Raw genomic sequence first — 13,916 nt, forward strand, 5'->3', positions numbered from 1 at the left:
TATGAAGAATGAGGCTACGAAAATCCCCCAAGCAGGAAATCTACTGATTTCAGAACCTTTTTTGCAGGATGAAAACTTCGTCCGCTCAGTCGTTTTGCTTTGCGAGCACAACGCTGAGGGAAGTTTTGGACTGGTACTGAACAAGCCCTCCATCCTCCATCTCAGCGAGTTGGTCGAGGAGCTTTCCTTTTTGGAAAACGAGGTCTTTGTGGGCGGTCCCGTAGAGCAGAACACCCTGCACTTTATCTACTTTGGGGAAAAGTCTCTGGAGGGGAGTATAGCCATAGGGGAGCACCTCTGGTGGGGAGGGGATTTTGAGAGCCTCGTGGAGCATCTGAAAAGCGGCATTTTGGATCCTCATGACGTTCGTTTTTTCATCGGATACAGTGGATGGGGATCCGGACAGCTGTCCGACGAATTGGGTGAAAACACCTGGATCGTATGCGACCACAAAGTGGAGCCGAATGTACTGGAAAACACCCCTGACGAGCTTTGGCGCTTGCTTTTGAAAAACATGGGAGGGGAGTTTAAGGTAATCGCAAATTATCCCCTCGACCCAAGATTAAATTAGGCAAAATCCCTACTTTTGCCCATATTGCCTTGAAATAGTATCGTTTTTATGACTGAAAAAAGTAACGAATTGTCTGAAAAAGACAAGGTGACCCAAGCTTCCGAAGAGGAAGTAAAGGGTATCGAAAATGCAGAACAAGCCGATCAAACCGAAGCGGTCCCAAGTCCCGAAAGCAAGGATGCGGAAGATACCCAGCCAGTAGCAGCAGAGGAAGAGAAAGCCGTCGAAGGAACTTCGGTGAAGGAAACTCCCGCAGCGCCAGCTCCGGAAAAGGAGGCGCCTATCGCGGCGGAAGCTGCCAAGGATGAGGCTGCAGTCGACCCAGATAAAAACGATCAAAGCGAGAAAGAGGAGGGGGAATCAGAAGAGTCTGACGAGGATGATGACCATGCGGATGAGCACATCGACCTGTCTGACTTGGGCAAGGTTCAACTTTTGAAGCTCCTCAAGGATAAAATCCACCAAGTACCCGTACTGAAGCTCGACAAGCTGGCCCATGAGATCAAGGCTGCTTTCGAAGAGCTGGTCTCCAAGGACAAAGAAGAGGCATTGGCCAAATTCAAGGCAGAGGGTGGAGCGGAAGATGATTTCGAATACCGCCAGCACGAGGAAGAGCGTGAGTTTTTCAAAGTGTTCAACGACTTCCGCTACCAAATCAACTCGCTGAGAAAAGAAGCCGAAAAGCAAAAGGAAAAGAACCTCACGGCGAAAAATGAGCTTTTGAACAAACTCCGTGACCTCGTCGACGGAGAAGAGACTACGCTCAGTATGGGGGCTATCAAGGCCATCCAGGAAGAGTGGAAGTCCATCGGTCCGGTACCTACCGCTCAAAACAGAAACCTTTGGGCGAGTTTCAATGCCCTCATGGACCGTTTCTACGACAATCGAAGCATCTATTTTGAGCTCAAGGAACTTGACCGCAAGAAAAACCTGGAGAGCAAGACGGAGCTCTGCGAAAAGGCCGAGCAGCTGAAGGATGTCAAGGAGCTGAAGGAAGCCATCAAGCAGCTCAACGAGCTGCACGAGGAATTTAAGCACATTGGCCCCGTACCCCGAGAGGATCAGGAGGATTTGTGGCAGCGGTTCAAGGCAGCATCAGATGCGGTCTATGATCGCCGAAAGGAATTTTTCGAAGGCCAAAAGGAAGTCTATAAACAAAATCAAGTCGACAAAGAGGCATTGATTGCCCAGCTGGCTCCATTTGCCGAATTCAAGGCCGACCGGATCAAGGACTGGAATACCAAGACCAAGGAAATCCTGGAAGTGCAGAAAGCTTGGGAAAAGATAGGCCCTGTGCCGAAGGAGTCCGGAAAGGAGATCAACAAGGCGTTTTGGGCGGCTTTCAAGCATTTCTTCCACAATAAGAACCTGTTCTTCAAGGAACTGGATGAAATCCGCGCTACCAACCAAAAGAAAGCCGAAGAACTGATCGCACAGGCGGAGTCCCTGATGGACAATACCGACTGGCAAAATACCGCCAACCAGCTCGTGAAGTTGCAGCAAGACTGGAAGAAGCTGGGGCCGACCCCTGAGAAGAACAGAGACGCGCTATACAAGAAGTTTAAGTCCGCTTGCGATACCTTCTTCGAAAACAGAAGAAACTCCAACAAGCAGGCGCATTCCGAGTTTGATCAGAACCTGAAGAAAAAGCAGGAGATCATTCAAGCCATTGCCGATGCGGCATCTGGGGAGAGCCTGACGGAGGAAGCCTTGACCACCTGGGTTTCGGAGTTCAACGAGATTGGCTTTGTGCCTCGCAAGAATATCAAGGAGGTGCAGGCGCAGTTTAAGGATGCCGTGGACAAGTATCTTGAAAACCTCGACTCTACCGATACCGATCGGGAAGATTTTCTGTTTAGGCTCAACCTAAACCGTATCCAGTCCGATCCAAATGCCGTGAAGACCCTCAACAAGAAGGAGCATGGCATACGCAAGCAAATCGCCGATCTGGAAAACAACATCACCCTCTGGAAAAACAACCTGGAATTCTTTGCGGCATCCAAAACCGCCGATAAGCTCAAGGACCAGTTTGATGTGAAAATCCAAAAGGCGGAAGAAGAGATAGACAAGCTGAAAAAGAAGCTGAACATCCTGAAGGAGTTCTGAATTTTCATGCTATAAATTAGGGAAAAGGGAGTTTTTAAACTTCCTTTTTTTTCTGCCTAACTCCTTTTAGGCAGTAGCTTGAAATTTCACTTGAATGGGTTTTCTTTCATCCCTACACCATTTCACCTTAAAATTGTTTTGGAAAAACAATTACTAAGCCGCCGCGATTCCGCTGATAAAAGTCTCCACGAAGTCGACGATTTTACCGATCACCCGCTCGGCGGTGGACTTGCGTTTGGCCAGGCCTGGCTTGTCCTTCATGATCGATACCACCTCGTCCCGTAAGGGTTCTTTCTCAGTATAGATATAGCGGGCGATGAGATCTTCCAAGGGGGCGGGCTCCAGTCCTTCTTCTTCGCTGAGCATCCTGACCGCCTCGATGCGTTCTCTTGTCCAGAACTGCTCAAATTCCTCCGGGATCTGCTCCGAGTCGCCGATCTGGGGGAGATTTTCGCGGATGAACTTCTCGATCAGTTCCCGCTTGCTGCGGAGTTGGGACTCGCCTACCATGAGGTCGACGATGGCCTGCTCTTGCTTCTCGCGCTCCTCTAGCGGCGCATCTTTTAGCTTAGCCAAGAGCTTGAGAATGTAGGACACGTTGATTTCGTCCCGGTGGATCAGCTCCAGCTCAAAGTCCACATCCTGGAGGATGGATACCTTTTCCTTTTGCGTATGTCCCTTGGCCTTGTCGTAGAGGTCCAAGTATTTACTCTTGTAGTCTTCGAAGGTCTGCTCCGGCATCGCCAGATCCGCAAAGCTGAACTCGGTAAAGGTCCCCAGCACGTTCTTGATCCTCATCAACTCCCGGAAGGCCTTGATGAATTCCAATTCCTCCACCTCGCTCGGCAGATGGTTGACGCTGTCCACGGTTGGGGTGATCTGCAGCAGCTTGATATAGGCCTCTGCGAATTTCCGCACATAGTCCTCGTAAGGCTGGAGGATGATTTCGTCCTTGGCCGCGATGTTGGAGAACAGGGTGATCGCTTCGTCCGTGGCGCTCTTCAGGTTTCGGAAGCAGACGATGTTGCCTTGGGACTTGAGTTCGTTCAGGATACGATTGGTACGGGAGTAGGCCTGGATTAGTCCGTGGAACTTGAGGTTTTTGTCCACATACAGCGTGTTCAGCGACTTGCTGTCAAAACCCGTGAGAAACATGTTCACTACCAGCAGTACGTCGATCTGTTTCTTTTTGACCTTCTTGGCAATGTCGATATAGTACTGGTAAAATAGTTTACTGTCTTTGGTGGAGTAGTTGGTGTTGAAGTCTTGGTTGTAGTGACCGATGAACTCGTCCAAGTATTCGCGGGGATGCTTGGCACCGGGTAGGCCATAGGGCGCTCTTTCGTTGTCCGCAGCGATGCCAAACTCGCTTTCTTCCCAGTCGTCCTCAAAGCCACCATCCTCGATCAGATCCACATTTTGGCCATAGGAGTAAATCGTGGCTACCTTCAGCTGATGGGCTCCTTCCTGGCGCTTGCGGTGGAAAAGCTGGTAATACTGGATCAGCACAGGCACGCTGGGTACGCATAGGATGGATGTAAACTCCCGGTTGTGGGTCTTCTTGCCATGGTTTTGGATGATGTACTCGACGATGGACTCCAGGCGCTGGGGAGCGGTCATCACTTCTTCCTCGTCGATGGCTTCCACGTTGATGTCCAGGATCTGGTCTTTCTTGCGAAAGGTGCTGATGTATTCGACGGAAAACTTCAGGACGTTTTCATCCCGGATCGCGTCGGTGATCACATACTTGTGCAGGCAGTCACCAAACAGCATCTTGGTCGTCCGCTTTCCGTAGCTGTTTGTCCCGGCGTTTTGCTCAAAGATAGGGGTGCCGGTGAAGCCGAACATCTGGGAACCTTCGAAAAAGCCCTTGATCTGCTCGTGGGTCTTTCCAAACTGGGAGCGGTGGCATTCGTCGAAGATGAATACGATCTTTTTGTCCCGCAGCTGTCCAATTTTTCCCAGATGGCGTGTCTTGGATACCGCCGTGTTCAGCTTCTGGATGGTGGTGACGATGAGTCGGGCATCTCCTTCCAATTGCCTTACCAGGGTTTTTGTATCGTTGGTACCGTCGATGCTACCCTTACTGAAGGCGTTGAACTCTTCGACGGTCTGGGTGTCCAGGTCTTTTCTGTCCACGACGAAGACGACTTTGTGGACTTCAGGGAGGTTGCAGAGGATCTGGGCGGTCTTGAAGGAGGTGAGCGTCTTGCCCGAGCCGGTGGTGTGCCAGATATACCCAAACTTGTCACTGGTCTTCACCCGCTCCACGATGGCCTCGGTGGCGAAGTACTGGTAGGGGCGAAGCACCATCAGCGTCTTGTTGCCCTCGTTGAGCACGACATACTTGGTGATCATCTTGGCCAGGTGGCAGCGCTCCAGAAACACATCCGTGAAGGCCTGCAGCTGAGTGATCAACTGGTTCTTTGGATCTGTCCAGTAAAAGGTCTGCTTGAAGGAGCGGTCTTTCAGGCTGGAGTTTGCGTAGTACTTTGTGTTGACGCCATTACTGATGACGAAGAGTTGGATAAACTGGAAGAGACCCTGTCCGGCACCGAAGGAATGGATGCCGTAGCGCAGGGTTTGCTTAAAGGCTTCCTTCAGCTCCAGTCCGCGACGCTTGAGCTCGATCTGGGCGAGGGGAAGTCCGTTGATCAGGATGGTGACATCGTAGCGGTTTCTGTACGTGCCCTCCATGCTGAGCTGTTGGGTCACCTGGAACTCGTTTTGACACCAGTGGAGTTGGTTGACCAGTTCGATGGTGCGGTGCTCGCCCATCTCATCCAGATAGGGCACCCGATCTCTGAGAATTTTGGCGCGCTCGAATACGCCACCCTTGTTGATGAAGTTGAGGATCTGGGAGAAGCTGCCCTCGCTGAGCTTCACGCGGTTGTGCTTTTCCAGCTGGGTTTTGAGGTTGCCCAGAAGGTCTTGTTCGTCTCGGAGGATGACCTTATTGTATCCGAGCTGTACAAGTTGGTCGACGAGGTTGTTTTCGAGGGTCTGTTCGGGCTGTATGGTCATTGGTTGGTGAGCGTATCCGGAATTCTGCCAGCTTTGCAATTTTCGGTAAGTTGATCTGTCTTCTGGTTCAATAAGGCTGGATGTCCGATGTCCGATGTCCGATGCTTGGGATTCAGTACCATCAATAGCAGATTGATCCATAAAACCAGCGTAAGGTGGATGTTGAGTCTGGATTTGGAGGGGTAATACATTCCAGGTAAACTTGGAAGGCTCTTTACCTTCGGTTTGGTGCCCACAAAGGTCTTCGACGTTGAACCCGAATCAACGTCTTCTTTTTTGAAGAAGAGTTCTGCGACTGTCAAAGTTTTTTCAAAAAAAGACCCGAGAGCAGATCTCCCGGTCACTATCGGGACGGTATGCCACTCAGGTTCTGTTGTGGCTAAGATGCAAAATTAGTTGACGCGATGCAAGGTCTCCAGCGGATCTCGATTTACCCTAGTATTTCAGCCTAGTCGGGCTTTGGCGAACGTCAAAAAAGGTGATGATCAAAATGCTGTCGGCCTTTATTCGGTAGTAGACTCTGGTCTGCTTTGTCAACTGGAAGGCTCTGATCGACTTTTCGCGTTTACTTCTGGGCCGATATCCGGAAAGTCCGCCACAAGATCCAAAAAATTCTTCGTGCGTTTTTCAAACTGAACAGCCACGGCTTCACCTCATTCCTCCTCCAGGTAGTCGACTGTTTTGTGGAATTTTTTGAGTGCAGTCTTGGTGACGACTACCTTCACTTCAGGTGCCGAAAAAGTCTTGTCTTTTCTACGAGGTTTTCCTCTTTTTCGGACTCCTCATAGGCATCCAGCACTTCCTGTTTTTGCGATTCGCTCAGATCATCCCACAGGACACCTGCTGGCGTGTTTCTCTGAGAGAGGAACCTGACCAGTGTTTCGAGGAGATCTTCTTCCTGGATCTCTTCTACGAGCCGGATGAGTTGTGTTTTTAGTTCGACCGCGGGCATGATGTTAATCCTGTTTGTCAGAATGGTTAAGGTAGCTAACGGCAGGGAGGTTTCAAAGTTCCTTCAGCCGTCCTATCGACGAACTGGACCTATCAGTATCCCAAACCCATGTCTTGTGCCTCTTGGGCGAGCTGCTCCAAGCTCTTTCTTCGTGTCTCCCGCAGGTTTTGGTCATAGCGCTGCACATGCTCCGGTAGGAGTATGCGTTGTGTCCCGGCTTCCTGAAAGGGAATTTGACCTGTATCCAGCAACTTTTCCAGATGGGAGGGGGAGACCTTCAGGAGATCCGCGGCTTCGGCGGTAGTCAGTTCTTGGTACATGGTTTTGAATGTATAGCCTGGGGGGAAGTTAAGATCCGCGTTGGCCAAATCAAAACGTAGGCATATAAACCGACGGGATTTGCTTTGCGGTGACCTAAACAAACCGCGTTTACAATACCTCTCCCTAAAAAGCAAAAGACACGCCCTGGGACGCTGCCCCGATGGAAATCGGGAGTGGTAGCGTGGCGTGTACTGTCGCTGTGAAGATGCCGAATTCGTTTCGAGATAGCAACGTTTCCATCAGGTTTTTCCGAATGTATTGGAGCATCTCTACAGGTTTTTGGGATAGCACCGGGATTTCATCCAATGGGGCACATTCCCTCAATTTTCTCTTCTACCAAAAATGATGGGTTGAAGTGATTCTCTCAATCCGCTATTTCCCAAATATGTCCTCGTGCCATTTGCCGGGATTGTTGCGGATATAGGCCTTGATTCGCTGGTATTCCCCTTGGTCGCGAATGATGTGGTCGTGGTAGTTGGGCTGGAAAAAATGGTTGTAGTGGTTGTATTTGGGCATTTTCAGGTGATGTTGGTCGATATAGTCGTCGATTCGGGAATTTACGGCGGATTTGAATCCAGCCAAAAAGGAGGAAATCGATCGGGGCAGGCGGATGGGGCGATGGCGTGGGATTGGGATATTGGAATTGGGGTTCGATGCAGATGGCAATTGGGATGCCGATGGCGATGGCGATCGCAGAGACGCACGGCCGTGCGTCTGTACGGATCCGGATTTTGATCCGGATTCCGATCCAGATCCCGAATCCGATCCCATGTGCGATGCCGATTGATTGATCAGGATGATGGCGTGCAGGTGATTGGGCATGATGATGTATTCATCGCAGGTCAATTCCCGGCGGATATCAAAGGAGCGGAGCCATTCCGTTTCCACGATTTTCCCAAAATCGGATAGCCACATCCGATTCGGTGGGTAGATCCTGCCCAGGTTGCAGATCCGGTGCTGGGTCACGAAGGTGATGAAATACGCCCCGTCCGAGGAATAATCCCAGCCTGGTCTCCGGTGGGATTCGATACGGCATTTGTCTTGGTATTTCATGCAAAATAGCTGGGATCAAAAAGAGTATCCCAATGTCGCTATTTCCATTTGAAAATCAGAACACTACACAAACATCCCCTGCAGCAGCCCCTTCTTCCACTCCTGCGTCTGGGTGATCTGCTTGTTTAGGGTTTCAAGGATCGAGTCCAAGCTTGTCAGAAACTGGACAATCTTGGCTTGCTCTGCTGGAACTGGGAGGTGCAGATCCAATTCTGACATCCTGGGAACTGAGATGCTGAGGACTTTCGTGCCTTGGGCGATCTTTTTGACCTGGTTTCTGACAGCTTGCGATTTCATCAGATATCCTCCAAATCCCAAGGCCATTGATCCGCTTGACGGTTTTGCGTGAAGCGTGTGAAGTCCCGCCAGTACACGTTGACCTTCTGTGTTGACCACTTCGATAGTCTTTCCGATGTCGTTGTAGTCTTCAGATGCGTCTGCAATGATCAGGTCTCCGGCCTCCACCAGGTTGTCGGCAAAGGTCTTTCGAATCTCAACGTCCTCGTTGACAAAGGGCAGGGCTACTTTCTCCAAATCCACAAGGGAAGGAAGTTTGATGTGGATGTCTCCGTAGTGGATATTCCTGAACTCCCCGCTTTCCTCGTTCATCTTGTCTCTTGAAAAAGAGTTTGTAGTGCGGAATTCATAAACCTCCCCCAGCTTCTTCTCCTCCCAGTCCGGGAAGGCTGACCCGTCGTCGGCACGGAAGCGGATTTTCTGGGAGAATATGCCCTGCATCACGCCCTTCTTGTAGGCCTCCAGCTTGGCGCGCTTGGCCTGCAGCAGCTCGATCCGCCTGTCCACCGCCGTCAGAAACCCGGCGATCTTCTCCTGCTCGGGGAGGGAGGGGAGCAAAACGGACACTCTTGACAGCGTCTCTTGACCTACATTATATCTTGTGCTCCCTCCGCTTTTTGAAGTGATTTCATTTCGTGCGCTTGGAGTTTTTAGTAAACTGTTCAAGAAAAAGGGCTCATACTCGCCAACCTTTTTCCCCCTAATTACAAAACCTCCGAAAGTTGAGGGCCTTTGCTTATCCAAATAGACATTTGCCTGCCCCACTTCCTCACGAGTTTCAGAGCTTCGCTGGAATAGGATGTCTCCATATTCCACTTTGTATTTTTCAAACTCGCTTAGAGAAAGCTGTACAGACCCGATGATCTTATCATGAGTGATAAAGTCGTTTTGAATGATGTCTAGTACGTTGATGAATTTTTCTCCCGAACCATAGCTTTCTTTGGATGCGTTGAAGCCGTTTTTGAACTCTAGGAGTTGCCCGAGGCTCTTTTCTTGCCAGTCCTGTCCAAACCCCGGAAACCTCAGCTTCGGCACGTTTCTTTTTTCGCCCATGATCAAAACGGGCTTGGGATTCCGAGTTGCTTGCAGAAGCCGATCAGGGATACTTCGCTGGACTTCAGCTCGGAGTCCAGGCTTCTGAGCTCCTCGGCGACTTGCTCCAGGTTGATCTCCTCCTCGGCCTCGAAGGTGTCCACATAGCGGGGGATGTTGAGGTTGTAGTCGTTTTCGGCGATCTCGGCCAGGGTGGCCACATAGCTGTACTTCTCGATGCTTTCCCGCTTGCGGTAGGTGTCCACGATCAGCTGCACGTCTTCGTCCCGGAGTTCGTTTTGGTTGCCCACTTTGATGAAGTGATTGTCCCCGCTGGCATCGATGAAGACCACGGAGTCGTCCTGCTCGCGGCACTTCTTCAGCACCAGGATGCAGGTGGGGATGGAAGTGCCGTAGAAGATGTTGGCCGGAAGGCCGATCACCGCGTCGATCGCGTTCATATCCCGGATGAGGTACTCGCGTATGGCTCCCTCGGCCGCCCCGCGGAAGAGTACCCCGTGGGGGAAGACGGAGGCCATGATGCCGCTGTCGCTGAGCTGGAAGAGCATGTGCTGGAGAAAGGCGAAGTCGGCCTTGGTCTTGGGCGCCAGTCTGCCGTAGCGGGCAAAGCGCTCGTCAGATTCGAAGAGCGGGTTGGCATCGCCCCGCCAGTGTGCGGAGAAGGGCGGATTGGCCACGATGGCCTCGAAGCGCAGCTCCGTATGCTGGGGATGCTCCAGGGTGTCCTCCTGCCGTATGCTAAAGTCCCGGTAGTGCACGTCGTGCAGGATCATGTTCATCCGGGCGAGGTTGTACGTGGTGCGGTTGAGCTCCTGCCCGTAGAACTCCGTCACCTCGGCCTCCTTGGCCACGCGGAGCAGGAGGGAACCCGAGCCGCAGGTGGGGTCATAGACGGACTTGAGGCGGGACTTGCCCGTGGTCACCAGCTTGGCGAGGATCTTGGACACCTGCTGCGGGGTGTAGAATTCCCCCGCGGATTTCCCAGCCCCCGCGGCAAACTTGCCGATGAGGTACTCGTAGGCATCGCCCAGCACGTCGGACTCGATGTCGTCCAGTCGGAAGTCGATCTTGGCCAGGTAGCCGAGGATCTGGGCGATCACCGTGTTTCTGGCGGCCACCGTCCGACCGATCTTGGTGGAGTTCAGATCCAGGTCTTCGAAGAGGGCCGTGAAGTCGTCCTCGGACTCGGTGCCCATGGTGGACTGCTCGATATGGTTCAGAATGGCCTTGAGGTCTTCCAGGATGTAGTTTGACTCAGATTCAGTAGCCGCGTTGCCCCGTGCGGCGATGGTGTCAAAGAGCTCGCCGGGCAGGAGGAAGTAGCCCAGCTTCTCCAGAGACTCCTCCCGGATAGCCTCGATCAGGTCGGGATCCCGGAGGTCGGTATAGTCATTGACAGACTCGGTCTCCAGGAGGGAGTTGGCATATAGGTGCTGCTTTTCGCTGAGATACTTGTAGAAGATGAAGCCCAGGATGTAGTCGCGGTAGTCGTCGGCGGAGATTTTGCCGCGGAGCAGGTTTGCGATGCCCCAGAGCTGGGACTCCAGTTGGCGTTTTTGGTCTTCGGACATGGGGGTGGGGTACTTTTTCGAAAAAGGTTTTGGGTCGCTAAAAATAGGTTTTTCGGTGGAAAGGGAAAGGGGTGGGGAGGAAAAAAGAAACCCTCAGCTGAGGGGAAAGGCCAGATTCACAGATGTGCCAGCTCTCGACTGCAAACAAAGTGTTGATCGTCAGGATCTGGCAAAGCATGCACTAGTTCTCCGCCTGCAAAACCGCCGACAAGCTCAAGGACCAGTTTGACATCAAAATCCAGAAGGCGGAAGAAGAGATAGACAAGCTGAAAAAGAAGCTGAACATCCTGAAGGAGTTCTGAATTTTTCACGCTCACACTCTGGGAGATAGGATTGGAAAGCAAAATTCTTGAAAGTCCGACTTGGAGTGAAGCACCCGAAAGTCTATATTTGCACCACGATAAAGGTAAGCCTCTTTAGCTCAGCTGGTAGAGCAACTGACTTGTAATCAGTAGGTCGCTGGTTCGATCCCGGCAAGGGGCTCCGAATAGGGAAACAGAAATGTTTCCCTTTTTTTGTTTTTTTTCATTGATACCACATGGGGAGCTTCTTCGTCTACATCATCTATTCGAAATCGACCGATAGGTATTACATCGGCCAAACCGAAGACCTCGGAGAGCGACTATCCATGCACAACTCACATTTCTTCACGCATTCCTTTACCAAAATCGCCTCTGACTGGGAGTTGAAATACGCTCTAACATGTCGAAGCCGAAGCCAGGCCCTTAGGATAGAATCCCATATCAAGAAAAACAAATCCAGAAAATACATAGAGGATGTGATTCGACACGAAAGCATTGGTTTACGCTTGCTGGAGAAATACCAAAATCCTCAGTAGGCCGCTGTCCGCGATAGCCATCGGGACGATCCCGGCAAGGGGCTCCGAAAAACCACCCAGAAATGGGTGGTTTTTTTATTTTCCTTGCTGGGATAGTTTGGATCAGTCCGAATATCTGGGGGACCGTATTTTTCAAGCATAGATGTTGGAGAGCCTGAAAAGGAAGAATTCGGATCAGTCCTAAAAGTTGGGGGATTTGGTTAGAAAGGTTTTCTTTGAAAGAAAAGGATTACCTCAGTTTGCTGTTGCCCGAGGGGCTGTGGGATTTTTCAAGGTGACCAAAGTCGCCCTGCGGGACAACGAGATCAGTTTCAAAAGTTGGGGAGGAGTATTTTTCAAGCATAGCTATTGGAGAGCCTGAAAAGGAAGAATTCGATGTTTGTCACTCCGCTATAGCCCAATGCGGGGAACTATATTTTTGTCAAGTGCCAGCTTTGATGGAGAAAAATCACTACATTTTTTGACACAAAACCAAAACCCAAATCAGATGAAACTACTTCTTACCAGCTTTGCGCTGCTGCTTACGCTTTTCGGGACTTCGATGAGCTCTCCTGAGGTGGCAGCCCGCGCCACCTATTTTGACGGAAAATGGGAGGTATTGATCAAAGAAACGCCTCAGGGAGATGCGGTGATCCCCATGCGGTTTGAGACTGCAGACGGCAAGACTACCGGCTACTTCAAGGAAGCAGGAGCCGAGACCGAGTCCAAAATGAGCTCCGTGGCCGTGACAGGCGACGTGCTCAACGCAGCCTTCAACATCTCCGGCTATGATGTCACGCTGGACCTCAAAAAGGTCGACGAGGACTTCTCCACGGGAAGCTTGATGGGGATGTTTACCGCCGAGGCCAAGCGGGTGAAGTAAGGCCGGTGAGCAGTGAACGGTCGGCAGTAAGCAGCCCGTACTAAGCAACTAATCCAAGCAGAACCAATTACGAATGCAAAAAGGCAGCCCGAAAGGCTGCCTTTTTGTATGGATTAAGGGGTAGTTTACTTGATCGTGAAATCCGGCAGATGCTTGATCTTTCCGCCTTCCATGGCCGACTCGTGGGCCAAGATCCCCACACAGGTGATGTTGGCCGACTCGCGGGCATCGGGATAAGGAGCTCTTTCTTCGGAAAGTGCATTGAGAAATTCATTGACCAGGTGGGGGTGTGAGCCACCGTGGCCGGAGCCTTGGATGAAGGACAGGTGCTGGTTGTCATCCGAATCATACACGCCTTGGGTGGTAAAGGAGGCAATCTCCGCAGGAAGCAGATGGGCATAGTCCGGGATCTTCACCCGCTCAGGCGTCTCGCCGGTATGGATCACCGAGTCCTCGTGCTCGATGAGCGTCCACTCAAAGGACTTTTTGGAGCCGTACACGTCAAAGCTTTCGCGATACTGGCGGGCGGTGTTGAAAAGGGAGCGGGTCACCTCGGCCGCCAAGTCGGAGTCTTTGAACTTGATGTGGCAGGTCTCGATGGCAAAAGGCGAACCGTACTTTGGAATCAGGTTTTCGTCAATCCGTCCCGAACCGAGGCAGGACACGTACTCAGCCTGTCCTTTTGGCAAAGCCAAAACCGGCCCCACGCAGTGCGTCGCGTAGTGCATGGGAGGGAGGCCTTCCCAGTAGCCCGGCCAGCCAGCCATCTCCTGCTGGTGGGACGCACGGAGAAACTGGATTTTGCCCAGCTCGCCCTTCTGGTACATTTCCTTGACAAAAAGGAATTCGCGGCTGTACACCACCGTCTCCATCATCATATAGGTCAGGCCGGTCTCTTCGGTCAGCTTGACGATCTGGCGGCATTCCTCGACGGAAGTCGCCATAGGCACCGTGCAGGCGACATGCTTGCCCGCTTTCAGAGCTTTGATGGACTGCTCGGCGTGGTTCTGGATAGGGGTGTTGATATGGACAGCGTCTACGTTGGGGTCTTTCAGCAGCTCGTCGTAGTCGGTATAGACTTTCTCGATGCCAAAGGCTTTGCCGATCTCCTCGGCTTTTTCCTTGTTCCGCTGGCAGATTGCATACATGTTGGCCAGGGGATGCTTTTGGTAGATCGGGATAAATTCAGCGCCAAATCCGAGTCCGATGATGGCGATGTTGATTGGTTTTTTACTCATGATTAATGTCGATTTTTTCGGTTAAAAAAA

12 protein-coding genes and 1 tRNA gene are annotated in these 13,916 nt (G+C 51.5%); 5 read left to right on the top strand and 8 right to left on the bottom strand.

What is annotated here, in order from left to right; translation table 11 throughout:
- The first annotated feature begins 1 nt into the window (after position 1).
- Both J0A68_RS07755 and J0A68_RS07760 read left to right on the top strand, forming a co-directional pair.
- The gene (locus J0A68_RS07755) at positions 2-571 is read left to right on the top strand and encodes a YqgE/AlgH family protein (protein WP_206577608.1); all 570 of its coding nucleotides are present in this window, start codon (positions 2-4) and stop codon (positions 569-571) included.
- 48 nt (positions 572-619) lie between these two features.
- The gene (locus J0A68_RS07760; protein WP_206577609.1) at positions 620-2,677 is read left to right on the top strand and encodes a DUF349 domain-containing protein; all 2,058 of its coding nucleotides are present in this window, start codon (positions 620-622) and stop codon (positions 2,675-2,677) included.
- 153 nt (positions 2,678-2,830) lie between these two features.
- Here J0A68_RS07760 and J0A68_RS07765 read toward each other — a convergent pair whose 3' ends face one another.
- From J0A68_RS07765 to J0A68_RS07795, 7 genes are all read right to left on the bottom strand, one after another.
- Positions 2,831-5,701, bottom strand: a complete 2,871-nt coding sequence (locus tag J0A68_RS07765) for a type I restriction endonuclease subunit R (protein ID WP_206577610.1) — start codon at positions 5,699-5,701, stop codon at positions 2,831-2,833.
- A 721-nt stretch (positions 5,702-6,422) separates the two neighbouring features.
- On the bottom strand, positions 6,423-6,653 hold the full coding sequence (locus J0A68_RS07770) for a hypothetical protein (RefSeq protein ID WP_206577611.1): 231 nt from the start codon (positions 6,651-6,653) through the stop codon (positions 6,423-6,425).
- A 92-nt stretch (positions 6,654-6,745) separates the two neighbouring features.
- The gene (locus tag J0A68_RS07775; protein ID WP_206577612.1) at positions 6,746-6,973 is read right to left on the bottom strand and encodes a helix-turn-helix domain-containing protein; all 228 of its coding nucleotides are present in this window, start codon (positions 6,971-6,973) and stop codon (positions 6,746-6,748) included.
- 373 nt (positions 6,974-7,346) lie between these two features.
- A complete protein-coding gene (locus J0A68_RS07780) occupies positions 7,347-8,027 on the bottom strand; it encodes a transposase (RefSeq protein WP_206577613.1) in 681 nt (226 codons plus the stop codon).
- Positions 8,028-8,090: 63 nt separating this feature from the next.
- On the bottom strand, positions 8,091-9,377 hold the full coding sequence (locus tag J0A68_RS07785) for a restriction endonuclease subunit S (RefSeq protein WP_206577614.1): 1,287 nt from the start codon (positions 9,375-9,377) through the stop codon (positions 8,091-8,093).
- 2 nt (positions 9,378-9,379) lie between these two features.
- The gene (locus tag J0A68_RS07790; protein ID WP_206577615.1) at positions 9,380-10,948 is read right to left on the bottom strand and encodes a type I restriction-modification system subunit M; all 1,569 of its coding nucleotides are present in this window, start codon (positions 10,946-10,948) and stop codon (positions 9,380-9,382) included.
- A 116-nt stretch (positions 10,949-11,064) separates the two neighbouring features.
- On the bottom strand, positions 11,065-11,259 hold the full coding sequence (locus tag J0A68_RS07795) for a hypothetical protein (RefSeq protein WP_206577616.1): 195 nt from the start codon (positions 11,257-11,259) through the stop codon (positions 11,065-11,067).
- 99 nt (positions 11,260-11,358) lie between these two features.
- On the opposite strand from J0A68_RS07795, the gene J0A68_RS07800 reads away from it, so the two are divergent.
- The 3 genes from J0A68_RS07800 to J0A68_RS07810 all read left to right on the top strand — a co-directional run bounded on the left by J0A68_RS07800 (position 11,359) and on the right by J0A68_RS07810 (position 12,648).
- Positions 11,359-11,431 (top strand) — tRNA-Thr (locus J0A68_RS07800).
- A 55-nt stretch (positions 11,432-11,486) separates the two neighbouring features.
- Complete coding sequence (locus tag J0A68_RS07805; protein WP_206577617.1) at positions 11,487-11,786, top strand: GIY-YIG nuclease family protein; 300 nt, start codon at positions 11,487-11,489, stop codon at positions 11,784-11,786.
- Between the two features lie 487 nt (positions 11,787-12,273).
- Entirely contained in the window at positions 12,274-12,648 is a 375-nt protein-coding gene (locus tag J0A68_RS07810) for a hypothetical protein (protein WP_206577618.1), read from the top strand.
- A gap of 125 nt (positions 12,649-12,773) precedes the next feature.
- On the opposite strand, the gene J0A68_RS07815 is transcribed toward J0A68_RS07810, so the two are convergent.
- Complete coding sequence (locus J0A68_RS07815; RefSeq protein WP_206577619.1) at positions 12,774-13,886, bottom strand: Gfo/Idh/MocA family oxidoreductase; 1,113 nt, start codon at positions 13,884-13,886, stop codon at positions 12,774-12,776.
- Positions 13,887-13,916 lie beyond the last annotated feature (30 nt).

It is taken from the genome of Algoriphagus oliviformis (assembly GCF_017254915.1).
GTDB lineage: Bacteria > Bacteroidota > Bacteroidia > Cytophagales > Cyclobacteriaceae > Algoriphagus > Algoriphagus oliviformis.

Excerpts from the sequence above, each read along its gene's own strand:
- J0A68_RS07755 (WP_206577608.1), top strand. The coding sequence starts at position 2 with ATGAAGAATGAGGCTACGAAAATCCCCCAAGCAGGAAATCTACTGATT.
- J0A68_RS07760 (WP_206577609.1), top strand. The coding sequence starts at position 620 with ATGACTGAAAAAAGTAACGAATTGTCTGAAAAAGACAAGGTGACCCAA.
- J0A68_RS07765 (WP_206577610.1), bottom strand. The coding sequence starts at position 5,701 with ATGACCATACAGCCCGAACAGACCCTCGAAAACAACCTCGTCGACCAA.
- J0A68_RS07770 (WP_206577611.1), bottom strand. The coding sequence starts at position 6,653 with ATGCCCGCGGTCGAACTAAAAACACAACTCATCCGGCTCGTAGAAGAG.
- J0A68_RS07775 (WP_206577612.1), bottom strand. The coding sequence starts at position 6,973 with ATGTACCAAGAACTGACTACCGCCGAAGCCGCGGATCTCCTGAAGGTC.
- J0A68_RS07780 (WP_206577613.1), bottom strand. The coding sequence starts at position 8,027 with ATGAAATACCAAGACAAATGCCGTATCGAATCCCACCGGAGACCAGGC.
- J0A68_RS07785 (WP_206577614.1), bottom strand. The coding sequence starts at position 9,377 with ATGGGCGAAAAAAGAAACGTGCCGAAGCTGAGGTTTCCGGGGTTTGGA.
- J0A68_RS07790 (WP_206577615.1), bottom strand. The coding sequence starts at position 10,948 with ATGTCCGAAGACCAAAAACGCCAACTGGAGTCCCAGCTCTGGGGCATC.
- J0A68_RS07805 (WP_206577617.1), top strand. The coding sequence starts at position 11,487 with ATGGGGAGCTTCTTCGTCTACATCATCTATTCGAAATCGACCGATAGG.
- J0A68_RS07810 (WP_206577618.1), top strand. The coding sequence starts at position 12,274 with ATGAAACTACTTCTTACCAGCTTTGCGCTGCTGCTTACGCTTTTCGGG.
- J0A68_RS07815 (WP_206577619.1), bottom strand. The coding sequence starts at position 13,886 with ATGAGTAAAAAACCAATCAACATCGCCATCATCGGACTCGGATTTGGC.